The sequence below is a fragment of the Terrabacter sp. BE26 genome (assembly GCF_041941675.1).
In the GTDB taxonomy this organism is placed as follows: Bacteria; Actinomycetota; Actinomycetes; order Actinomycetales; family Dermatophilaceae; genus Terrabacter.
Genome location: NZ_CP090122.1, coordinates 260,530 through 282,565 on the forward strand (window position 1 = coordinate 260,530; position 22,036 = coordinate 282,565).

General features: G+C 71.5%; 21 protein-coding genes. 4 read left to right on the forward strand and 17 right to left on the reverse strand.

What is annotated here, in order from left to right:
* Positions 1 to 112: 112 nt before the first annotated feature.
* Together LQK93_RS01265 and hflX are read right to left on the reverse strand one after the other, a co-directional pair.
* Positions 113 to 1,201 carry a GNAT family N-acetyltransferase gene (locus tag LQK93_RS01265; protein WP_374969773.1) on the reverse strand — a complete coding sequence of 363 codons (1,089 nt, stop codon included), beginning with the start codon at positions 1,199 to 1,201 and terminating at the stop codon, positions 113 to 115.
* A 156-nt stretch (positions 1,202 to 1,357) separates the two neighbouring features.
* Positions 1,358 to 2,866 carry a GTPase HflX gene (hflX, locus tag LQK93_RS01270; protein WP_374969774.1) on the reverse strand — a complete coding sequence of 503 codons (1,509 nt, stop codon included), beginning with the start codon at positions 2,864 to 2,866 and terminating at the stop codon, positions 1,358 to 1,360.
* A gap of 121 nt (positions 2,867 to 2,987) precedes the next feature.
* Here hflX and LQK93_RS01275 point away from each other — a divergent pair, with 121 nt between their 5' ends.
* Complete coding sequence (locus LQK93_RS01275; protein ID WP_374969775.1) at positions 2,988 to 3,599, forward strand: class I SAM-dependent methyltransferase; 612 nt, start codon at positions 2,988 to 2,990, stop codon at positions 3,597 to 3,599.
* Between the two features lie 147 nt (positions 3,600 to 3,746).
* Here the strand turns inward: LQK93_RS01275 and dapF are convergent, their stop codons facing one another.
* The 4 genes from dapF to miaB form a co-directional block, all read right to left on the reverse strand.
* The gene (gene dapF / locus LQK93_RS01280; RefSeq protein WP_374969776.1) at positions 3,747 to 4,598 is read right to left on the reverse strand and encodes a diaminopimelate epimerase; all 852 of its coding nucleotides are present in this window, start codon (positions 4,596 to 4,598) and stop codon (positions 3,747 to 3,749) included.
* A 1-nt stretch (position 4,599) separates the two neighbouring features.
* Positions 4,600 to 5,535: a tRNA (adenosine(37)-N6)-dimethylallyltransferase MiaA gene (gene miaA / locus LQK93_RS01285; protein WP_374971427.1), complete on the reverse strand. Its 936-nt coding sequence runs from the start codon at positions 5,533 to 5,535 to the stop codon at positions 4,600 to 4,602.
* A gap of 113 nt (positions 5,536 to 5,648) precedes the next feature.
* Positions 5,649 to 6,296 carry a peptide deformylase gene (def, locus tag LQK93_RS01290; RefSeq protein ID WP_374969777.1) on the reverse strand — a complete coding sequence of 216 codons (648 nt, stop codon included), beginning with the start codon at positions 6,294 to 6,296 and terminating at the stop codon, positions 5,649 to 5,651.
* Positions 6,297 to 6,338: 42 nt separating this feature from the next.
* Entirely contained in the window at positions 6,339 to 7,871 is a 1,533-nt protein-coding gene (miaB, locus tag LQK93_RS01295; protein ID WP_374969778.1) for a tRNA (N6-isopentenyl adenosine(37)-C2)-methylthiotransferase MiaB, read from the reverse strand.
* A 197-nt stretch (positions 7,872 to 8,068) separates the two neighbouring features.
* Between miaB and LQK93_RS01300 the strand changes: the two genes are divergently transcribed.
* A complete protein-coding gene (locus LQK93_RS01300; protein ID WP_374969779.1) occupies positions 8,069 to 8,674 on the forward strand; it encodes a YceI family protein in 606 nt (201 codons plus the stop codon).
* An 85-nt stretch (positions 8,675 to 8,759) separates the two neighbouring features.
* Here LQK93_RS01300 and LQK93_RS01305 read toward each other — a convergent pair whose 3' ends face one another.
* The 3 genes from LQK93_RS01305 to LQK93_RS01315 all read right to left on the reverse strand — a co-directional run bounded on the left by LQK93_RS01305 (position 8,760) and on the right by LQK93_RS01315 (position 11,206).
* Positions 8,760 to 9,629, reverse strand: a complete 870-nt coding sequence (locus LQK93_RS01305; RefSeq protein ID WP_374969780.1) for a RecX family transcriptional regulator — start codon at positions 9,627 to 9,629, stop codon at positions 8,760 to 8,762.
* Between the two features lie 2 nt (positions 9,630 to 9,631).
* Positions 9,632 to 10,681, reverse strand: a complete 1,050-nt coding sequence (gene recA / locus LQK93_RS01310) for a recombinase RecA (protein WP_374969781.1) — start codon at positions 10,679 to 10,681, stop codon at positions 9,632 to 9,634.
* Positions 10,682 to 10,939: 258 nt separating this feature from the next.
* A complete protein-coding gene (locus tag LQK93_RS01315; protein WP_343992814.1) occupies positions 10,940 to 11,206 on the reverse strand; it encodes a DUF3046 domain-containing protein in 267 nt (88 codons plus the stop codon).
* 159 nt (positions 11,207 to 11,365) lie between these two features.
* Here LQK93_RS01315 and LQK93_RS01320 point away from each other — a divergent pair, with 159 nt between their 5' ends.
* A complete protein-coding gene (locus tag LQK93_RS01320) occupies positions 11,366 to 13,030 on the forward strand; it encodes a DUF3352 domain-containing protein (protein WP_374969782.1) in 1,665 nt (554 codons plus the stop codon).
* A 62-nt stretch (positions 13,031 to 13,092) separates the two neighbouring features.
* Here LQK93_RS01320 and LQK93_RS01325 read toward each other — a convergent pair whose 3' ends face one another.
* From LQK93_RS01325 to rimO, 6 genes are read right to left on the reverse strand one after another with little or no spacing between them, the layout of a single operon-like run.
* Entirely contained in the window at positions 13,093 to 14,199 is a 1,107-nt protein-coding gene (locus LQK93_RS01325; protein WP_374969783.1) for a dipeptide epimerase, read from the reverse strand.
* Complete coding sequence (locus LQK93_RS01330) at positions 14,196 to 15,083, reverse strand: serine hydrolase (protein WP_374969784.1); 888 nt, start codon at positions 15,081 to 15,083, stop codon at positions 14,196 to 14,198. The genes LQK93_RS01325 and LQK93_RS01330 overlap by 4 nt, the downstream gene beginning before the upstream one ends.
* A gap of 17 nt (positions 15,084 to 15,100) precedes the next feature.
* Positions 15,101 to 15,403, reverse strand: coding sequence for a helix-turn-helix transcriptional regulator (locus LQK93_RS01335; protein WP_142204762.1), 303 nt, complete (start codon positions 15,401 to 15,403; stop codon positions 15,101 to 15,103).
* A gap of 11 nt (positions 15,404 to 15,414) precedes the next feature.
* The gene (locus tag LQK93_RS01340) at positions 15,415 to 16,017 is read right to left on the reverse strand and encodes a CinA family protein (protein WP_374969785.1); all 603 of its coding nucleotides are present in this window, start codon (positions 16,015 to 16,017) and stop codon (positions 15,415 to 15,417) included.
* A 1-nt stretch (position 16,018) separates the two neighbouring features.
* Positions 16,019 to 16,720, reverse strand: coding sequence for a CDP-diacylglycerol--glycerol-3-phosphate 3-phosphatidyltransferase (gene pgsA / locus LQK93_RS01345; protein WP_374969786.1), 702 nt, complete (start codon positions 16,718 to 16,720; stop codon positions 16,019 to 16,021).
* Positions 16,717 to 18,192 (reverse strand): 30S ribosomal protein S12 methylthiotransferase RimO, encoded by a 1,476-nt coding sequence (gene rimO, locus LQK93_RS01350; RefSeq protein WP_374969787.1) that lies wholly within the window; start codon positions 18,190 to 18,192, stop codon positions 16,717 to 16,719. The genes pgsA and rimO overlap by 4 nt, the downstream gene beginning before the upstream one ends.
* A 28-nt stretch (positions 18,193 to 18,220) precedes the next feature.
* Between rimO and LQK93_RS01355 the strand changes: the two genes are divergently transcribed.
* Entirely contained in the window at positions 18,221 to 19,441 is a 1,221-nt protein-coding gene (locus LQK93_RS01355) for a dipeptidase (RefSeq protein WP_374969788.1), read from the forward strand.
* Positions 19,442 to 19,491: 50 nt separating this feature from the next.
* Here the strand turns inward: LQK93_RS01355 and LQK93_RS01360 are convergent, their stop codons facing one another.
* Both LQK93_RS01360 and argE read right to left on the reverse strand, forming a co-directional pair.
* Entirely contained in the window at positions 19,492 to 20,778 is a 1,287-nt protein-coding gene (locus tag LQK93_RS01360; RefSeq protein WP_374969789.1) for an MFS transporter, read from the reverse strand.
* Positions 20,779 to 20,802: 24 nt separating this feature from the next.
* Positions 20,803 to 22,029, reverse strand: a complete 1,227-nt coding sequence (gene argE, locus LQK93_RS01365) for an acetylornithine deacetylase (protein WP_374969790.1) — start codon at positions 22,027 to 22,029, stop codon at positions 20,803 to 20,805.
* Between the last annotated feature and the right edge of the window lie 7 nt (positions 22,030 to 22,036).

Genomic DNA, 22,036 nt, shown 5'->3' on the forward strand with positions numbered 1-22,036 from the left:
CGACGGCGTCCTCGGACCGACCTTGCGGGTCCGACCTGTCCGTGCCGTCCGAGCACCCCGACGGACGTGAGGTCGCCACGGAGGTGATGCCACGCCGGCCGGCACTCGCTGCTCAACCCAGCGGCTGCCCGTCGACCCGGCGGGCCATCGTGACGTCGTCGCGGTAGTCGGTGGTGCTGAGCCTCAGACCGCGCGGCAGACGACCCACCTCGCTCCAGCCCGCCTTGGAGTAGAAGCGTCCCAGCCCCAGTCCGCCCCGGTAGTCGAGCCGCAGCAGCTCGACGTGCGGCAGCTCCCGCCGGGCGAGGCCGACCATGCCACCGAGGAGGATGCGCCCGAGGTTGCGGCCCTGCGCCGAGGGGTCGACCATGAGCCGCTCGAGCCGGGCCACGTGCTCACAGGGGAACCCGAGCGAGTGCTGCCAGAAGCCGAGACCGCGCAGGCGGCCGTCGGGGTCGCGGAGCACGCACAGGATCGAGCGCCCCTCGCGCGCGTCTGCGAGGTGCCGGTCGAGGGCCGCCCCGACCGCCTGGCGGGCGGCGCCCGGCAGGAATCCGACCGAGCCACCGGCGTCGTTGACCTCCTGCCACAGGTCGAGCGCAGCCTCACGCAGCTGCTCCCCCAGCGCCGCCACCGGCAACACCTCGACCTGCGGCGCCTCGAAGTAGGCCATGGGCTTGCCGTCCGGCTCGTCCCTCATCGGCCGTGCTCCCACCTGCACCAGGCCCGCCGACGCAGCGGTGCGCAGCGACGCCACGTTGACGTCGTCGACCATCGCGGTGACGAGCGACTGCGGGCGGTGCTCCACGGCCCACGCGACGACGGCCCGGGAGATCTCGCGGCCGAGGCCGCCACCGAGCCGGTCATGGGCCAGTCGGTAGTAGAGGTTCAGCTCACCGTGGTCAGAGTCCTTGTGCCGCAAGCCTGCCCACCCGACGACCTGGCCGGACGCGCGGTCGAGGACGGCCGCATACCCGAGGTGGTCCCGCTCCCAGTCGGTGAGGTCGTCGGAGAGCCGCTCGCGGCACCGCTCGGCGCTCGGCATGCTCGAGGGCGCGTGCGCGTACGTGCGTGGATCGGTGTGCAGCCGCACGTAGTCCTCGAGGTCACCGGGCAGGGGTCGGCGCAGCACGACGCGCTCGGTCGTCAGCCACACGTCGCCGGGCTCGCGGGGCTCGATGTCGGTGTCGATCGCGCTCACGGCGCCGTGCTCCTCGGGTGCATGCGCTCATCCTTGCCGACCGCGCCGACGGTCCGCGCCACCGGCGTCAGCCACGGGCTGCGCCTGACGCGGGCTCGCGCGGGGAGAGCCACGACGGAGGACCCGCGGGCGGGCCCTCCGTCGTGGCAGGTCGGCTCAGCTGGCGACGACGGCGTATGCCGCCAGGTCGGGCTCCAGGGTGGCCGTGACCTTCGCGCGCACTCGGGTGCCCTCCGCGACGTGCTCGCTCTCGAGGATCTCGCCCTCCTGGTGCAGTCGCGAGACGAGGTCGCCACGGTCGTAGGGCACGAGCACCTCGACCTCGACGTCCGGCTTGGGCAGCTCCTCGTCGATCAGGGCGCGCAGCTCGTCGAGCCCTGACCCGGTGCGCGCCGAGACCGTCACGCAGTGCTTCTCGTGGCGCCGGATCCGGTCGAGCACCTCGGGGTCGGCGATGTCCGCCTTGTTGACGACGATGATCTCCTTGATCCGGTCGCCGCCGACGTCTGCCAGCACCTCCCGCACGGCCGAGATCTGGCCCTCGGGGTCGGGGTGCGAGCCGTCGACGACGTGGAGCAGCAGGTCGGAGTCGGACACCTCCTCGAGCGTCGAACGGAACGCCTCGACGAGCTGGTGCGGGAGGCTGCGCACGAACCCGACCGTGTCGGCCAGCGTGTAGACGCGGCCGTCGGCGGTCTCGGTGCGGCGCACCGTCGGGTCGAGGGTCGCGAACAGCTGGTTCTCGACCAGCACGCCGGCACCGGTGAGGCGGTTGAGCAGTGAGCTCTTGCCCGCGTTGGTGTAGCCGGCGATCGCCACGGACGGCACGCCCCCGGCGCGTCTCGAGTGCCGACGGGTGTCGCGGCTGGTCTTCATGTCCTTGATGTCGCGGCGCAGCTTGGCGATCCGGGTGTTGATGCGGCGTCGGTCGAGCTCGATCTTCGTCTCACCGGGGCCACGCGAGCCGATGCCCTCACCGCCGGCGACACGACCACCGGCCTGCCGGGACATCGACTCACCCCAGCCGCGCAGGCGCGGCAGGAGATACTGCAGCTGGGCCAGCTCGACCTGCGCGCGACCTTCGCGGCTCTTGGCGTGCTGGGCGAAGATGTCGAGGATCAGGGCGGTGCGGTCGATGACCTTGACCTTGACGACGTCCTCCAGGGCGCGGCGCTGGCTCGGGGCCAGCTCGCCGTCGCAGATCACGGTGTCGGCGCCCTCGGCGACGACGATGTCGCGCAGCTCGATGGCCTTCCCCTTGCCGAGCCAGGTGGCGGGGTCGGGCCGCTGGCGGCGCTGGACGACGCCCTCGAGCACGGTGGAACCGGCCGTCTCGGCCAGAGCGGCGAGCTCGCGGATGGAGTTCTCCGCGTCGTCGGCCGTCCCGTCGGTCCAGACCCCGGCGAGCACGACACGCTCGAGGCGCAGCTGGCGGTACTCGACCTCGGTGATGTCCTCGAGCTCGGTGGAGAGCCCGTGGACCCGGCGCAGCGCGGCACGCTCCTCGCGGTCGAGCTGCTCGCCGTCGTAGAGCGGGACGACGCCGTCCCGGTCGGGCCAGTCGTCCGCGTCCGCGGCGAGCGCCTCGGCACGGGTGGCGAAGAGGTCCTGCTCCCGCGCGGCGCGAGCGGAGTCACTGGGGTGCTTGGTGTGGTTGCTGGTCATGTTCTCCTTATCGTTCCACTGGTCCAACGCCACGAGCCACTCGTTTGTGCCCACTGCACGCATACCCGCAGCGGACAACTCCACGCCGGAGTCGGGGTCCCGGCCGGTACCGTGACCCCTGATGAGCGAGCCGACCGACCACTACTTCACCGCGGAGCCGGCCACGCCGGAGGAGCGCCGCGCGATCGAGGTCACCCTCGACGGGCGTCGACTGACGCTCACCACGGCTCGCGGCGTCTACTCTCCCGACCGGCTCGACCCCGGCACAGCGGTCCTGCTCGCCGGCGCCCCGGACCCCAGCCCCACCGGCGACCTGCTCGACATCGGCTGTGGCTGGGGACCGATCTCCCTCACCCTGGCGATGCGCTCACCCCGGGCCCGCGTGTGGGGTGTCGACGTCAACCGTCGCGCCCTGGACCTCGCCCGGGCCAATGCAGCCGCCGCCGGTGTGGGCAACGTGACCTTCTGCGAGCCCGACGAGCTGCCCGCCGACCTGCGCTTCGCCACGATCTGGTCCAACCCGCCCATCCACGTGGGCAAGGCGGCGCTGCACGCCCTGCTCGAGCGGTGGCTGCCTCGTCTCACCGATGACGGCGTCGCCCACCTGGTGGTGCAGAAGCACCTGGGGTCGGACTCGCTGCAGAAGTGGCTCAACCAGCAGGACTGGGGTCTGGCGTGCGCGCGCCTTTCCTCGGCCAAGGCCTTCCGCATCCTCGAGGTCCGCCGCGCCTGACCGCGCGACGCCGCTCCACCGCGGGTCGAGGTATGCCGTCGCGGCCGGTCGCGACGAACCCCCTCGACGGCACGCCGGTGCTCCGGGGTCGAGGTGGTTCGTCGCGCTCGAGCGCGACGTTTCACCTCGACCCGGCTGGTCGTCGGCTCAGAGCGGGAAGTCGCCGTCGGCGACGAGGGCCGCGGGTCCGGCCAGCTCGACCCGCTGGCCGGGCAGCGGGGTCACGGTGAGACGTCCGCCGGGGACGTCGACGGTCCACGGGCTGAGGTCCTCGACACCGGACCAGAAGCGGGTCGCGAGAGCCGCGGCCGCCGCCCCGGTGCCGCACGACCGCGTCTCCCCCACACCGCGCTCGTGGACGCGCATCGCGATGTGCCCCGGACCCACGGCACGCACGAACTCCACGTTGACGCCGTCCGGCTGCACCGGCTGCACCTCGGGCGCAGCGGTCAGGTCGAGCTGCTCGAGGTCGATGCCCTCGGGCAGCATGACGACGGCGTGCGGGTTGCCCATGTCGACCGACAGCGCCGGGACCGGCTTGCCGAGGCGCGGTCGCACCATGACGTCGAAGCCGTCGGTGCGGGCCGCGGCCTCGTCGCCCAGGCGCCACGGGCCCAGGTCGACGGCATACCCCTCCTCCACGACGCGGACCGTCTTGACCCCGGCGCGGGTGGCGATGGTGATCTGGCGCCCGAAGGCGAGACCCTCACGGCGCAGGAAGTCGGCGAAGACGCGGGTGCCGTTGCCGCACATCTCGGCCAGCGAGCCGTCGGCGTTGCGGTAGTCCATGAACCACTCGGCGTCGTGCGACTGCGCGCGCACGTGCTCGTCGGTGGACAGCGCCGTGCGCACGACGCGGATCACGCCGTCGGCGCCGAGCCCGGCGTGCCGGTCGGCGATGCGCTGCACCTGGGCCGGGGTGAGCTCGAGGGTGCCCTCGAGGTCGGGGATGAGCACGAAGTCGTTCTCGGTGCCGTGGCCCTTCGTGAAGCGCGTCATGTCAGCCATTCTCCGGTATGCGGTGTCGCGTCCTCGCGTCCGCCTCGGACACTGCCCCCAGGGCTCGGTCGAGCAGGTCGGGACACTCGGCGTCCAGCCACACGATCCGAGGGTCGGGACGGAACCAGGACTCCTGGCGCCGCGCGTAGCGACGCGTGGCCTGGGCGGTGTCCTCCCGCGCCTCCCGCTCGCCCATGGCCCCGTCGACGACCGCGATGGCCTGGCTGTAGCCGATGGCCCGGCTGGCGGTCACGCCGTCGCGCAGACCCGCCTCGAGCAGGATCTCGGTCTCGCCGCGGAGCCCCTCGTCCCACATCCGGTCGACCCGACGCGCGACGCGTTCGTCGAGCACCTCTCGGTCGACCCGAAGGCCCAGAATGACGGCGGGAGAGGCGAGCTCGCGCGTCGGCATGCTCGCGCTGAACGGGCGGCCCGTGAGCTCGATGACCTCCAGCGCGCGGACCACCCGGCGAACGTTGCCGGGAAGGATCGCCGCCCCTGCCTCCGGGTCGAGCGCCCGCAGTCGAGCGTGCAGAGCTTCCGGGCCGACCTGCTCGCCCTCTGCCTCGATGCGCGTGCGCACCCGTGGGTCGGTCGGCGGGATCTCGAGCCGGTCCAGGGCCGCACGGACGTAGAGACCCGAACCACCCACGAGCAGCGGGCGGTGGCCGCGAGCCGCGATGGCGTCGAAGTGGGCCCGTGCCGCCGCCTGGTAGGCGGCCACGCTGGCCTCCTGCGTCACCTCGAGCACGTCGAGCTCGTGGTGGGCGATGCCCCGACGCTGCGCGACGGGCAACTTGGCGGTGCCGATGTCCATGCCGCGGTAGAGCTGCATGGCGTCGGCGTTGACCACCTCTCCCCCGACTCGCTCCGCGATGTCGAGCGCCAGGTCCGACTTGCCGGTTGCCGTGGGGCCGACCACCGCCACGATGGGCAGGCTCGAAGGGGTGGACGCCGGCTGGTGGAGCGGTTCTCCGCTCGGGGACCCGGGCGTCACGGCATACGGCCGGCGGGCCGGTGCGGAGGCGTACGCGTCACGTGCTGTGGCGCTCAGCCGATGAGCTCGTCGGCGTGCCGGTCTCCGGCTGCGGCGTCGTGGGCGTGGCCGTCGTGCTCGTCGTGCTCGTCGTGGCCGAACGGGTCACGGTCGACCCCGGGGTGCCACGAGTTGCCCGGCTTGCCCCAGCCGCTGCGCTTGACGGCCTTGCGGGCCTTCTTGGCCTGACGGTCGTCGAGGCGGTCGACGTAGAGCGTGCCGTTGAGGTGGTCGTACTCGTGCTGCATGCAGCGCGCGAACCAGCCGGTGGCGTCGAACTCCACCCGGTTGCCGTCGAGGTCCACACCGACCACGTGCGCGGTGTCGGCACGCTTGAGCGGGAAGGCCTCTCCAGGCACCGACAGGCAGCCCTCGGTCTCCTCGTCGGGGTCAGGCCGCTCCTGCGGGATGCGCGAGGTGGTGACGGTCGGGTTGATGACGTGCCCCTGCTCGGGCACGCCGTCGTCGTTGGCCATCTTCCAGACGAAGACCCGCAGGCCCACGCCGACCTGAGGCGCGGCAAGGCCCACGCCGTTGGCCGCGACGTTGGTCTCGTACATGTCGTCGACGAGCGTGCGCAGCTCGTCGTCGAACTCCGTGACGAGAGCCGCCGCCCGGTGCAGGACGGGCTCACCGGTGATCACGATGGGACGCACGCTCATGCGCCAAGTCAAGCACGAGCGGGCGCACGGGCCAGAATCGGCTCAGCGCACAGAGCAGCCCGGGGCGGCGGGCGCCTGGGCCGGCCTGCCGATCGAGGGCATGCCGAGACTGACGGCCGGCTTGCCGGTGCCCTGTGGGGCGTCCTGCAGTGCCGCCCACGCGTCACCGCCGGGAGTGCGCCGGACCGCATACGTACCCGCCTGCACGCCCGAGTCGGCGACGAGGTGGTGCGGCGCGCCGTACGTCACGTCGACCGTCACCATGTCGCCGGGACGCGGCAGGTCGGCCCCGTCGGGCACCGCGAAGTGCACGAGGCGGTTGTCGCGGGCCCTACCGGACAGGCGCTTGGTCTCCCCGTCCTTGCGCCCCTCCGAAGGTGCGACGAGCACCTCGACCTCACGCCCCTCGAGGGACCGGTTGCCGGCCCAGCTGACCTCCTCCTGGAGGGCGATGAGGCGCTCGAAGCGCTCCTGGACGACGGCCTTGGGCACCTGCCCCTCCATCGTGGCCGCGGGAGTCCCGGGGCGGATGGAGTACTGGAAGGTGAAGGCACTGGAGAAACGGGACTCGCGCACGACGTCGAGCGTGCCCTGGAAGTCCTCCTCCGTCTCGCCCGGGAAGCCGACGATGATGTCGGTCGTGATCGCTGCATCGGGGATGTGGCGACGGACGTTCTCGATGATGCCGAGGAACTTCTTGCTGCGGTAGGAGCGGCGCATGTCCTTGAGCACCTTGTCGGACCCGGACTGCAGCGGCATGTGCAGGCTCGGCATGACGTTCGGGGTCTCCGCCATGGCGAGGATGACGTCCTCGGTGAAGGCTGCCGGGTGGGGACTGGTGAAGCGCACGCGCTCGAGTCCCTCGATCTGCCCGCAGGCGCGCAGCAGCTTGCCGAAGGCGAGACGGTCGCCGAACTCGACGCCGTACGTGTTGACGTTCTGGCCGAGCAGTGTCACCTCGACGACTCCCTGCGCGACGAGCGCCTCGATCTCGGCGAGGATCTCGCCGGGGCGCCGGTCCTGCTCCTTGCCACGCAGGCTCGGCACGATGCAGAACGTGCAGGTGTTGTTGCAGCCGACCGAGATCGACACCCACGCGCTGTAGGCGGAGTCGCGGCGCGTGGGGAGGGTGGAGGGGAAGACCTCGAGGCTCTCGAGGATCTCCACCTCGGCGCGCTTGTTGTGGGCGGCGCGGTCGAGCAGCGCCGGCAGCGACCCGATGTTGTGGGTGCCGAAGACGACGTCGACCCACGGTGCTCGCTGGACGATGGCACCCCGGTCCTTCTGGGCCATGCAGCCGCCGACCGCGATCTGCATGTCGGGGTTCTTCTGCTTGGCCGGGCGCAGCTGGCCCAGGTTGCCGTAGAGCTTGTTGTCGGCGTTCTCGCGCACGGCGCAGGTGTTGAACACGACGACGTCGGCCACCTCGGGTCGCTCCCCCGCGGGGAGGCTCGCGAGGTCGACGTAGCCAGCGGTCTCGAGGAGGCCGGCGAGGCGCTCGCTGTCGTGGACGTTCATCTGGCACCCGTGCGTGCGGACGTCGTATGTCCTCGGGGCTGCGTTCTGCGTTGTCATGGCATCGCCAAGGGTACGTCCCGCTGGGCGGGCCGTGCGGCGGGGCCGCCGGCCCCTCCGCACCGGAGGTCCGGAAGAGGATGACCGGCAGCGGGTGGAATAAGTCAGGTCGGGCGGCGGTTGAGGTGCTTGACAGTTCAACAACTTGCCAGCATCATAGTTGTTGAAGATTCAATAACTACCTGAAGGACGTCATCATGGGCCTGTTCAACCGCACCAAGAGCGAGACCGTCACCGAGACCCCCTCGGTTGCCGTCGAGAACATCTCCGGCGACTACACGCTCGACCCCAGCCACACGCGCATCGGCTTCTCCGCTCGCCACGCGATGGTGACCAAGGTCCGCGGCAACTTCGAGGAGTTCGAGGGCACCGCGCACGTCGACACCGTCACCCCCGCCAACTCCTCCGTCACCGTGACGATCCAGGCCGCCAGCGTCACCACGGGCAACGAGCAGCGCGACGGTCACCTCAAGACGCCGGACTTCTTCGACGTCGCCAACTTCCCGCAGATCACGTTCGTCTCGACGAACGTGGAGCGCGACGGCGCTGAGTGGGCCATCACGGGCGACCTGACCATCAACGGTGTGACCAAGTCCGTCACGATCCCCTTCGAGGAGACCGGCTCGGCCAAGGACCCCTTCGGCAACACCCGCGTGGGCTTCGAGGGCGAGGTCACCATCGACCGCACCGAGTGGAACCTCTCGTTCAACGCGGCCCTCGAGACCGGTGGCGTTCTCGTCAGCGAGAAGGTCAAGCTCGAGTTCGACGTCTCGGCCATCGCCAACGTGCCTGCCGAGGTCTGAGCCGCCAGGCAAGATCACAGCGACACCTCGAGGGGGTGGGGACCAACCGGTTCTCACCCCCTTCGTCGTGCACCGGTCACTTCTTTCAGTCGCGTTGGTGCTCCGGGAGGCCGTCGATGGCATCGCGGATCACCGGCCACGCGACCTCGCCGGGATAGCCCTTGCGGGCGAGCATTCCCGCCAGACGACGGGCCTGGACGCCGGAGTCGAGGCCCCGCATGGTGCGCAGCTTCTTCTGGACGAGCAGCTCCGCCCTGGCCCGCTCGTCGCCGGCTCCGACCTGGCCGAGGGCCTCGTCGGCGATCTCCTGGTCGATCCCCTGCTTGCGCAGCTCGTGGGACAGTGCCTTGCGCGCCAAGCCCTTTCCGGCCTGCTTGGAGCGCACGAGCATCTGCGCGTACGCCTCGTCGTCGATGAGGCCGACCTCGGTCAGGCGGTCGAGCACCCGGGCGGCGACGTCGTCGTCGCACCCGCGCTGTCGCAGCTTCTTCTCGAGCTGTGAGCGGCTGCGCGGCGCCATGCTGAGCTGTCGTAGAGCGATGGCGCGGGCGACCGACTCGGCATCGGCGTCCGGGACGGCCGCTTCCACGTCCTCCGGTGGGGGCGCCCAGTCGGGCCTCTCCCCCGGGTCCTCGGCACCCCAGCCCGTAGCCAACCCCTTCGGCCGGGACTGTCGGGACTGTCGCGCCCGCCCTGCCGGTGGCGCGCCGGCGCCACCGGCTGCCGGCCGGGATCGCCTGCTGGCGCCATCGGACGGCGTCGCAACGTCGGGCCGTGGTGGGCCGCAGCCCACGGACTGCGGGGCCGGCGAGGGACCACCGGGATCCGGCGTGCCGGACACCGTTGGGCCGGAGGAACCACCGGCCCGCGCCCGGGCCACGACCTCTGCTTCAGCGAGGGCGGCCGCAGCGCGGGCCAGGCGGTCCTGCATGGTCTCCTGCTCGGAGAACCCCATGATCAGAAGTCGACGGGCACGTCCGTGACCTGAGCCGGCTGGTCGACGCGCGGACCCACCCCGAGCTTCTCCTTGACCTTCTTCTCGATCTCGTCGGCGAGGTCGGGGTTGTCCTTGAGGAAGTTGCGGGCGTTCTCCTTGCCCTGGCCGAGCTGGTCGCCCTCGTAGGTGTACCAGGCACCGGCCTTGCGGACGAAGCCGTGCTCGACGCCCATGTCGATGAGGCCACCCTCCCGGGAGATGCCCTGGCCGTAGAGGATGTCGAACTCCGCCTGCTTGAAGGGCGGGGACACCTTGTTCTTGACGACCTTGACGCGGGTGCGGTTGCCGACCGGCTCGGTGCCGTCCTTGAGCGTCTCGATACGACGGACGTCGAGGCGCACCGAGGCGTAGAACTTCAGCGCCTTGCCACCGGTCGTGGTCTCGGGCGAGCCGAACATCACGCCGATCTTCTCGCGGAGCTGGTTGATGAAGATCGCCGTCGTGCCGGTGTTGTTGAGGGCACCGGTCAGCTTGCGCAGGGCCTGGCTCATGAGGCGGGCCTGCAGACCGACGTGGCTGTCTCCCATCTCGCCCTCGATCTCGGCACGGGGCACCAGGGCCGCCACCGAGTCGATGACGATGATGTCGATGGCTCCCGAGCGGATCAGCATGTCGGCGATCTCGAGCGCCTGCTCACCGGTGTCGGGCTGTGACACGAGCAGCGCGTCGGTGTCGACGCCGAGCTTCTTGGCGTAGTCGGGGTCGAGCGCGTGCTCTGCGTCGATGAACGCCGCGATGCCTCCGGCCCGCTGCGCGTTGGCGACGGCGTGGAGCGCGACCGTCGTCTTGCCGGAGGACTCGGGCCCATAGACCTCGATGATGCGACCGCGCGGCAGTCCGCCGATGCCGAGCGCCACGTCCAGCGCGATCGACCCGGTCGGGATGACCTCGATCGGCGGTCGGACGTCGTCGCCGAGACGCATCACCGCGCCCTTGCCGTAGCTCTTCTCGATCTGGCCCATCACCGAGGCGAGGGCCTTGTCCTTGTCCTTCAGCTGCACCGATGCCATGTCGGTCACCTATCTGCCGTCTGCGCTGCGGTCGTCTACCTTCGACCCGGGCGACGGCTCGTCCTGAGATTCGCTGTCGGGTCAGACGTTAGGTGCCGGCGCCGACATCGGGTGAACCACGAGACGGCCTGTGGACGATGCGGGTGGTGGCGCAGGACCTGTGGACAACAGTACCGAACACGTGTTCGAAGTGAACGCGACACGCCGCCCGTCCTCCGGCCTCTCCCCGCTGTCACACCACCACCGGTCCGACACGGCTCAGCGGCTCGACCGGCCCCCTTGTCCTGCCTGCCCACCCTGGGCGCCGCGGGCGACCCGGGTGTCCCGACCGAGGCGCCGCTCCGGGGGCACGTCCATGTCGACGCAGATCGCCTCCCAGACCGCGCGGGGCGGCTCGCCGTCCGCCAGCGCCTGCACCACCGTGCGGTTGCCCAGCGCGCCGAGCACGTGGTCGCGGGCGAGCGACCCGGCATACGCCGCGCCGAACTCGTCGTCCATCAGGGTCCAGAAGTGGCTGATCCGCACCACAGCAGTCTGCCACCCGCTGGACGAGGAACCGTGCGCTCGCCCGGCGTCGTCGGAGCATTGCCGCAACTGCCCACGAAAGTGGCATCCGTGCCGGTATCGTCCACTCGTCCCGCGGGCCGCCGCGTGGCACATCCAGTCGTCAGGGGGAGCACCACCATGTCCGAACGCCATTCCGGGCCCACTCCCGGACCCGTCTCGGGACCGGCCTCCGGGGCCAGCCAGCCCTACACCTACCCGCTGCCCGCCGGCGCTGCCCAGACGGGGCCCGGCGAGGTCACGCTGTCTGACGACCCCGAGGGCAGGACCCCGGCCGGTCGTCGGCGCCCGGTCCTGCTCGTGGGCGCCGTGGTGGCGGCCCTCGCGCTCGGCGGTGGCGGCGCGCTCGCCGTCCAGAAGCTGAGCGGCAGCGGGTCCCAGCCGGCAGAGGTGCTGCCGGGCGACGCGTACGCGTACGTCCGCCTCGACATCAACCCCTCGGCCGGACAGAAGATCGCGGCGGTGCGCTTCCTGGGCAAGCTGCCCCAGGTCAAGGACACCCTCGACAGCGGTGACCCGCGCAAGAAGCTCTGGGAGCTGGCCTCCAAGGACGCCAGCAACGCCTGCCTCGCCAAGTTCAGCTACGACAACGACATCGCCCCCTGGCTCGGTGACCGCGTGGGATTCGCCGTCCGGCCCGGCGGCACTGAGAAGGCGCCCAACCTCGCGGTCGCCATCCAGGTCAAGGACGAGGCCGCCGCCAAGGACACCCTCACCCGTCTCCTCGCCTGCGACAACGGCAGCTCGAAGGGCGAGGTGCGGATGAAGGACGGCTACGCGATCGTGACTCCGGCCGGCGTCGGCGACGCGACGCTAGCGGCCGTCGACAAGGGCTCGCTGGCCGCCAACCCGACCTTCACCCAGGACATGGCTGCGCTCGGCGAGCAAGGCGTCATGTCCGGCTGGTTCGACATGGGCAGGGGCGCCAAGGAGCTCGTGAAGCTCGGTGGCACCTCGGGCCTCGGAGCCCTGGGTGGCATGGACGGCATGGGCAGCAGCATGGGCGGCCTCGGCTCGCTGACCGGGGCCGCGAACGCCAAGGGCCGCTCGGCGATGGCCCTGCGCTTCGAGGCCGACTACGTCGAGCTCGCCGCCATCTCCCGCGGTCTCGACGGCACGAAGGCCGTCAAGGGCAACGGCAGCGAGCTGGCTTCTCTTCCGGCGAACACGATGGGAGCCCTCAACATCTCGGGCGGCGACCAGATGCTCAAGAACGGGTGGGCGAACGTCGAGAAGCAGCTCCAGACGCTCGGTAGCTCGGGCACGGGCTCGCCGGACTTCGTCGGCGAGATCGAGCAGCAGCTGGGGATCGCCCTGCCCGACGACCTCGCGCTGCTCCTCGGCCGCTCGTTCACCCTCGCCCTGCCGGTCCAGGCCCTCGACGCGGGCGCACCAACCGTCGGCGCGAAGGTCGTCTCCGACGACGCCAAGGGCGCCGACGCGCTCGTCGGTCGACTGTTGCAGCGTTTCGGCGCCCCGAACGACCTGCTCACGCACAAGGTCGCCGGCGACAAGCTCTTCGTCGCCACGAAGCCGGGCTACGCCGACGACCTCCAGGGTGGCGGCAAGCTCGGCGACTCCGACGCGTTCAAGCTCGCGGTGGGCGACGTCAGCAACGCCAACCTGTCGATGTTCGTCGACCTCGACAAGGTGGATCAGCTCGTCAAGGGCCAGGTGCACGGGGAGGCCGAGTCGTTCCTCGAGTCACTGCGCGCCGTCGGCCTCAACGCCTCCAACACGGGCAACGGCGAGGGGACGTTCACCCTCCGGCTCGTCGGCAACTGAGCTCGACCGTACGACGAAGGGCCCCGCTCCGGCGGGGCCCTTCGTGCGTCAACGCGTCGTTCTCACCGGCCGGTCATGAAGCCGGAGATGCCGAAGCCAGCCGCCTCCGGGAGCCGGATCTGGTTGCCGCAGTAAGCGACCCCGCCGGCGACGGGTGAGGCGATCGACCACCAGCCGGCGTCGAGGTCGCTGACCTCGGAGGTCGGCTCGGCCGCGACGAGGGCGGCGGCCGCTCCGACCCCGACGTGGCTCTCCATCATGGAACCGACGATGGTGCGCAGTCCCTCGTTGTGGGCCCGACGCAGCATGTCGCGGCCCACGGTCAGTGACCCGCACTTGGCCAGCTTGACGTTGACCAGGTCCGCCGCGCCCAGTCGGATGATCCGCTCGAGGTCGTAGGGCCCGTAGCAGGACTCGTCGGCCATGATCGGCAGGCCGACGCGACCGCGCACCCAGGCGAGGCCCTCGACGTCCTCGGCGACGACGGGCTGCTCGACGAACTCGACACCGAGGTCGGCGACCTCGAGCGCGCGGATCACCTGGACGGCCTCCTCGCGGCTCCATCCCTGGTTCGCGTCGAGCCGGATGGCGATGTCTGGACCGACGGCGTCGCGCGCGGCGGCCACGCGCTGCACGTCGGAGCTCGCATCGGTGCCGACCTTCATCTTGAGCGTGGTGAACCCGTCGGCGACGCGGCGACGCGCCGTCTCGGCCAGCGCGTCGGCCGCCCCCGCGGAGAGGGTGACGTCGGTCGTCAGGACGTCGGGTATGCCGTCGTGCCGCGTCGTGAGCACGGCCGCGACCGAGGTGCCCTCCGCCTGCGCGTGCAGGTCGTGCAGGGCCGCGTCGACCGCCGCCTTCGCCCCGAAGTTGCGCGCGACGGTGCGCTGCACGGCTGCGGCGGCGGCTGCGAGGTCGTCGCGGTCGTCGAGGGCACGACCCTCGACGACCGGGGCCAGCATGAGCTCGATGCAGGCGGTGGCACTGGCGAGGGACTCGCCCGTGACCTGCCAGACCTGCGGCGCCTCGCCCCAGCCGGTGCGTCCGTCGCTGTCGGTGATGGTGACGACGACGGTGTCGGTGGTCTCGGTGCGTCGCAGCGACGTGACGAACGGCGTGTGGAGCCGCACGGAGGAGGGGGTGCACGTCACCCTGTCGATGGTCGTCATGCGCGCCCCTCCCCTGCCGCGTGCTCGGCGCCCCACACCTCTCGGGCGATCTCGGCCACCAGCGCGGCGGCCTGCGTCTCGTCGAGGTCGACGGTCGTGCAGACGGCGAGGACGAACGGCTGCTCCCCGTCGGGGCGCACGAGTGCGACGTCGTGGGAGACCCCGGGGATCCAGCCCGACTTGCTCGCGGTCGGGGTGCCCGTCGGCAGGCCGGCCGGGATCTGGTCGAGGTGCTCCTGGCGGCCGAGCAGCTGCTCGACGGGAGCGAGCACCGTCTCGCCCCCCAGGGCGGGCTCCCTGCGGCCGACGGCGGCCATCAGCAGCCCCAGGTCGGCGGCCGTCACGGTGTTGGTGATGCCGGCCGCGCGGGCTGCGGCGTCCTCGATGCCGCGCTGCACGACCGTGGCCGGTGAGCAGCCGACGATGCGGAGGACCTCGGCGACCTCGTCCAGGCCGACGACGTCGATGAGCAGGTTGGTCGCGATGTTGCTCGACCGGGCGATGGCGGCCTCGGCCAGCTCGGCGACGGTGCGGGTGCGACCGACCGCCGCCCAGGTCTCGGGGTCCTGGTCGTCGGACTCGTCCAGCGAGAACGGCGACCCGTCGAGGACCGAGGTGAACCTGCCGCTCACCTGGACAGGCGTCGCCAGGTCGAGCTCGCCCCGGATGGCGCGGCGGAATGCGGCGATGACCAGGGGCAGCTTCATCGTCGACGCCGCGTAGTGGGCAGCGAGTGCGTCGTGCTCGTGACGAGGGCGACCCGTGAGGTCGCCCAGCCACACCGAGACCACCGGCTGACCATCGTCCCGGTGGGGAGCTGCGGCGGTCAGGCGGGCGATCGCCTGGTCGAGTCGGGAGTCGAGCTTTGTGGGTGGGGTCGGCACCCCAGAAGGCTAGAAGATCACGCCGCGGAGGCGGACACCACGTCACCCGACGGGACGGGGAGCGCCACGGTGGGGGCCAGCCCCTCGCTCTCGGCCATCCGGTTGGACACGTCGACCAGGACCTCGGACAGCGGCAGCCGCAGCGCGCTGCAGATGGAGGCGAGCAGCTCGGAGGACGCCTCCTTCTCGCCGCGCTCGACCTCGCTGAGGTAGCCGAGCGAGACCGACGCCGTGGCGGAGACCTCGCGGAGGGTGCGGCCCTGGGCGCGCCGGCGCTCGCGCAGGACGTCACCGAGCTCGCGTCGCAACAGTGTCGTCATGCCGTCCTCCTTCAGGTCGCTGGTGTCGTGCGGTCGGAAGCAGAGCCACCGTCGGGGTGACCCGACAGCCCTACCGTACCCCGAGCCCCCGACGGCGGCGTAGGTGTTCGGCGCGTGGCGCCGGACTCGTGGACCGCGAGGCGCAAGACGGCGTCGACGGTCGCCGAGCGGATCTGCGCCCTGGTCCCGTTCAACTCCAGCGGTCGCGTCACTGTTCCCGACGGTCCCGCCACGGCGATGTGCACCGTGCCGGCGGGCTTGCCCTCGGAGGGCCCGGGACCTGCCACGCCGGTCGTCGACAGGCCCCACGTGGACCCGAGCCGACGGCGTACGCCCTCGGCCATCGCGACGGCCACGGCGGGGTCGACGGTCCCGACCTTCGCCACGAGCTCGGCAGGCACCTCGAGCAGCCGCGTCTTGACCTCGGCGGCGTAGGCGACCACTCCCCCGAGGAGCACCACCGAGGCGCCCGGCGTGCCGGCGATGGTCGCTGCGACGAGGCCCGCGGTCAGCGACTCGGCGCACGCCACCGTCTCGCCGGACTCGGTGAGCCGAGCCACCAGCTGCGCACCGGGCGTGCCGCCGTCGCCGTCGCGCTCGAGGGCGGCCGCCATGTCAGTCGCGGGTGGCCGTGCGGTCGGGCGGTGTGGTCTCGCCGGTGGCCCCGCTCATGGGACGGCCACCGCGCGCGGCCCTACGCGCCAGCGTGCGCTCGCTCGTCTCGCGCAGCTGCGCAGCCTTGAAGACGTAGTCGACACCGGTGACGACCGTCATGACGAGGGCCGCCCCGAGGACGACGTAGGACACGAACAGCCACGCCTCCCCGAAGGGCAGCACCCACAACGGGAACGTCAGCGCGCCCAGCGAGAGGGTCTGCAGCATCGTCTTCAGCTTGCCGCCGCGCCCGGCAGGCATCACCCCGTGCCGGATGACGACGAAACGCAGCACCGTGATCGCGACCTCGCGCACGAGGATGACGACGGTCACCCACCACCAGACGACACCCAGGAGCGACAGCCCGATGAAGGCGGTTCCCGTCAGCGCCTTGTCGGCGATCGGGTCGGCGACCTTGCCGAAGTTGGTGATCTCGCCACGCCGGCGTGCGATCTTGCCGTCCACGCCGTCGGTCACGGCGGCCAGGGCGAAGACGACCCAGGCCCAGAAGCGCCACCACGGCTCGGCGCCGCCGTCCTGGAAGAGGAGGACGCCGTAGACCGGGACGAGCAGGAAGCGCAGGACCGTCAGGGCGTTCGGCAAGTTCCAGTCCGTCGGGCGCGGCGCGGGCCCCTCGCCCCGATGGAAGGTGTGCGGCGTCATCGCGGCTCCGCGAGCAGGTCGATCCCCTCGGTGCCGACGACGACGGCCGACACCAGGTCGCCCACAACGGGAACCGGCGCGCCCGCGGGGACGCGCACGATGGTGACCCCGTCGACGTCGGGGCCCTGGAAGTCGGCCCGGCCGATGGCCGAGCCGTCCTCGTCGTCGATCTCCTCGACGAGGACCACCACGCGCTCGCCGATGCGCTCCTCCGCGCGCTGCGCGTTGAGCTCCTCGACAAGGCGGGTGAAGCGGTCGAGACGCTCGGCGACGACCTCGGGAGCGAGGTGGCCGGCATACCCCTCGGCCTCGGTGCCGTCCTCGTCGGAGTAGCCGAAGACGCCGACGACGTCGAGGCGCGCCTCGGTGAGGAAGGCCTCGAGCTCGTCGAGGTCCGCCTCGGTCTCGCCGGGGAAGCCGACGATGACGTTGCACCGGATACCGGCCTCGGGCGCGTCGGCGCGCACGCGCGCCAGCAGGTCGAGGAAGGCCTGGCGCGAGCCGAAGCGGCGCATCGAGCGCAGCAGCGGCTCCGAGGCGTGCTGGAAGGAGATGTCGTAGTAGGGCACGACGCCCGGGGTGTCGGCCATCGCCCGCAGCAGGCCCGGACGGATCTCCGCGGGCTGGAGGTAGGAGACCCGGACGCGCTCGATCCCCTCGATGGCCGTCAGCTCGGGCAGCAGCTTCTCGAGGAGCGCGAGGTCCCCGAGGTCCTTGCCGTAGCTGGTGGAGTTCTCGGAGACGAGGAAGAGCTCCTTGACGCCCTGCTCGGCGAGCCAGCGGGCCTCGGCGACGACGTCGGCCGGGCGGCGCGAGAGGAACGCGCCGCGGAACATCGGGATGGCGCAGAAGGAGCAGCGGCGGTCGCAGCCCGACGCGATCTTCAGGGGCGCCCAGGGGCGCCCGTCGAGGCGCGCGCGGATGACCCGCGGTCCGGAGGCGGGAGTCGGGATGCCGGCCTCCGCGAGGTCGGGCCTACTGTCCCCGTGGCCCGGCAGGGCGACGGAGGCGGCGCCCTGCTGGCGCTCGACCGGGGTCAGCGGAAGCAGCGTGCGCCGGTCGCCCGGCGTGTGGCTCTCCACGTGGCCGCCGGCGAGGATCGTCTGCAGGTGGCTGCTCATGTCGCGGTAGGAGTCGAAGCCGAGCACGGCGTCGGCCTCGGGCAGCTGGTCGGCCAGCTCCTTGCCGTAGCGCTCGGCGAGGCAGCCGACCGCGACGACCTTCTGGGTGCGGCTCCCCTCGCCCTTGAGGTCGGAGGCCTCGAGGAGCGCGTCGATCGAGTCCTTCTTGGCCTGCTCGACGAAGCCGCAGGTGTTGACGACGGCGACATCGGCCTGCGACGCGTCGTCGACGAGACGCCACCCCTCGGCCAGCAGCCGCCCGGCGAGCTCCTCGGAGTCGACCTCGTTGCGCGTGCACCCGAGGGTGACGAGTGCGACGCTCCTGTCGGCGCTCGGGTGGGGAGGGGTCATGCGTCCACTCTAGATGGCGGGGTGTTCAATGGCCGACATGCCGGCAACCGCCCCCCTCGGCCACGACGACGTGCTCATGAGGGCACGTCAGCTGCTGCGCAGCCACCCGCTCGTCGACGGCCACAACGACCTCCCCTGGGCTGCACGCGAGCTCGCTGGCTACGACTTCGACGCGCTCGACATCGCGGGGCGGCTCACGAGCACCCAGACGGACCTCCCGCGGCTCGCCGACGGCGGCGTCGGCGGGCAGTTCTGGTCGGTGTTCGTGCCCAGCACGCTGCAGGGCGACTCCGCCGTGACGGCGACGCTGGAGCAGGTCGACGCCGTCCACCGCATGATCGGGGCGTATGCCGACCGGCTGGCCCTCGCGCGTACGGCCGACGACGTGGACCGGGCCCGCGAGACGGGCCGGGTGGCCTCGCTCCTCGGCGCCGAGGGCGGCCACTCGATCGGCTGCTCCCTCGGGACGCTGCGGATGCTCCACGTCCTCGGGGTGCGCTACCTGACGCTGACGCACAACGACAACACGCCCTGGGCCGACTCGGCGACGGACGTGCCCGTCGTCGGCGGCCTGACCGAGTTCGGTCGGGAGGTCGTCCGCGAGATGAACCGCCTCGGGATGATGGTCGACCTCAGCCACGTCGCGGCGACGACGATGCGGGCCACCCTCGAGACGACCGACGCGCCCGTGATCTTCAGCCACTCCTCGGCGCTGGCCCTGTGCGACACGCCCCGCAACGTGCCCGACGACGTGCTCGCGGCCCTGCCCGCCAACGGTGGCGTGTGCATGGTGACGTTCGTGCCCGAGTTCGTCTCCCCCGCCACAGCCGCGTGGCGCGTGGAGGCCGCCGCGGCGGCCACGGAGGTCGGCGTGGCGGCCCGCGACTGGGAGGCGTTCGGGCGGTTCACGGCAGGTTGGCAGCAGGAGCACCCGAAGCCGGACGCGACCATCGAGCAGGTCGTCGCACACCTCGAGCACGTGCGCGAGGTCGCGGGCATCGACCACGTCGGCCTCGGCGGCGACTACGACGGGACCGACACCTTCCCGGTGGGCCTCGAGGACGTCAGCGGCTATCCGCGCCTCGTGGCCGCGCTCCTCGGGCGCTCGTGGTCGGAGGCCGACGTCGCCAAGCTCGTACGCGGCAACACCCTTCGCGTCATGCGCGACGTCGAGGCCGTGGCGCGGGACCTGCAGCACACGCGCGCCCCGAGCCTTCGGACGTTCGCCGAGCTCGACGGACCCCACTGAGGAACGAGTCCGACGCCACCGGTGGCGGCACCACCTGCACGACCGGGGCCTCAGCCGACGCCGTACCGCCGCCGCGCGACGCCCAGGCCCACCAGGGAGATGACCGCGACTGCCATGTAGTAGAAGCTCGGCGCGCTGAGGGAGCCGGTCAGGCCGATGAGCCAGGTGAGCACGAGCGGGGCGATGCCGCCCATGACCGTGACGCCGACGTTGTACGTGACCGAGACACCAGTGGCTCGCACGTCGCTCGGGAAGAGGACGGAGAGCAGCGCAGGCAGCGGCCCGAAGTAGAAGGCCATGATGACGCCGAGGACGCCGATCGCGACGACCAGCACAGGAACGGTCGGAGACGCGATGACGACGGCGAAGAGGGGCCAGGCCAGCACCAGCGCGCCCACCGCCGCCCACAGCATCACCTTCGCGGGACCCACGCGGTCGGCCAGCCGGCCGACCAGCGGCACTCCCACCATCGTCACGACACCGGCCACGACGCCGCCCAGATAGGCGGCGCTGGCGGGAACGCCCAGGTTCTTCACGGCATACGTCGGCATGAAGAGGATGAGGTAGACCGAGATCGTGGCGACGCCGACGCAGGCCGAGCCGGTCAGGACGCGGCCGAGGTGCTGCGTGAAGGTCGCGCGGATCGGCGCCTGGTGCGGAGTCCTGTCGGTGAACTCCTTCGTCTCGGACAGGCGGGCCCGGATGTAGAGGCCGACCGGACCGATGAGGCAGCCCAGCAGGAACGGGATGCGCCAGCCCCAGTTGTAGAGGTCCTGCTTCGAGAGCTGGTTGAACAGGACGTAGCCGAAGGCGGAGGCGAGGAACATCGAGATGCCCTGGCTCGCCACCTGCCACGACGCGTAGTACGCCTTCCGGTGCGGGGCCGTCTCGACGAGGAACGTCGTCGCGGAGCCGAACTCACCGCCGGCGGAGAAACCCTGGATGAGGCGGGAGACCAGGATGATGACTCCGGCCCAGGCGCCGACCGCGGCGTGCGTCGGTGCCGCCGCCATCAGCAGGGTCCCCACCATCATCAGCAGCAGGGTCAGGGTCAGCGCCTTCTTGCGCCCCTGCCGGTCGCCGTAGCCACCGATGAGCATGCCGCCCAGGGGTCGCACCAGGTAGGAGATGGCGAACGTCGCGAACGTCAGGATCAGCCCGAGCGTCTTGTCCTTCTGCGGGAAGAAGTTCTCCGCGATGACGAGCGCGAACGAGGCGTAGACGATGATGTCGAACCACTCAAGCGCGGCTCCGATCGAGCTGCTGAGAACCGCCTTGCGCGCTTGGGCGAGGCGTGCGGGCGTGACATCCGCGGGAGTGTGGGTCAGGACGGTCATGGTGCTCCTCGGCCAGATGGCCGGTCAGGCGCTTGGCTCGGCGCGGAGGTGGGTGAGAAGGCTGTCGAGGAGGGAGTCGCAGCGGTCGATCTGGTCGAGCTCGACGAACTCGTCGGGAGCGTGGGCCTGCGCGATGTCGCCGGGCCCGCACACGACCGTGGGGATGCCCGCCCGCTGGAACAGGCCGGCTTCGGTCCCGTAGGCGACCTTCTCCGTGGACGGGAGCCCTCCGAGCTCGGTGACCATCTCGATCACCTCCGCGTCGGCGTCGGTCTCGAGCCCGGGTGCGTGGGCGCCGATGGAGACCTCGACGCGGGCGTCCGGGTTCTCCTCACGCATCAGGTCCTCGATGCGGGCCGCCTCGGCGCGGAACCGCTCGACCGTGGCGTCGACGTCGACGGCCGCGACGGCACGGAACTCGAAGGTGAGCGTGCACTCCGCGGGGACCGTGTTGACGGCGATGCCGCCCTCGATCTGGTTGACGGTGGCGGTGGTGAACGGCACGTCGTAGTGCTCGTCGAACGGTCCGGTTGCGCGGAACTCGTCGGCCACCGCGCGGACGAAGCGCACCAGGTGCGCGGCGTACTCGATGGCGTTCACCCCGTACGGCGTCCGGGACGAGTGGGCGGCGACGCCGTGGAGGGTCACGTGGACCATCGTCAGCGCCTTGTGCCCGCGGATCACGCGCATGCTCGTGGGCTCGCCGACGATGCAGGCGCGGGGACGCAGCCCCCGCCGGACGATCTCGTCCACGAGGGAGATGGCGCCGACGCAGCCGACCTCCTCGTCGTAGGAGAAGGCGAGGTGCACCGGCTCGCGCAGCGGGGTGTCGGCCAGCTGCCCGATCCTGGCAGCCACCGACCCGACGAATCCCTTCATGTCGCAGGTGCCGCGACCGTACAGGCGACCGTCCCGCACCTCGGGAACGAAGGGCTCGCTCGCCCAGTCCTGCCCGTCGACCGGGACGACGTCGGTGTGCCCGGAGAGCACGACCCCACCGGTCGTCGAGCCGTCGGCCGCTGGGAAGGTCGCGAGGAGGTTGGCCTTGGTGCCCTCTTCGTTCGGTACGAGGACGGGCTCCACGCCGTGGGCCCGGAGCTCGGCGGCCAGCAGGTGGATGACCTCGAGGTTGCTGTTGCGGCTCGTCGTGTCGATGCGCAGGAGCCGGAGGATCCACTCGAGGCTCGGCGTGCCGGCGAGGTCGATCTGGTCCGCGGCCGGCGTGTCGGCAGCTGTGGTCTCAGGCGGCATACGTGGG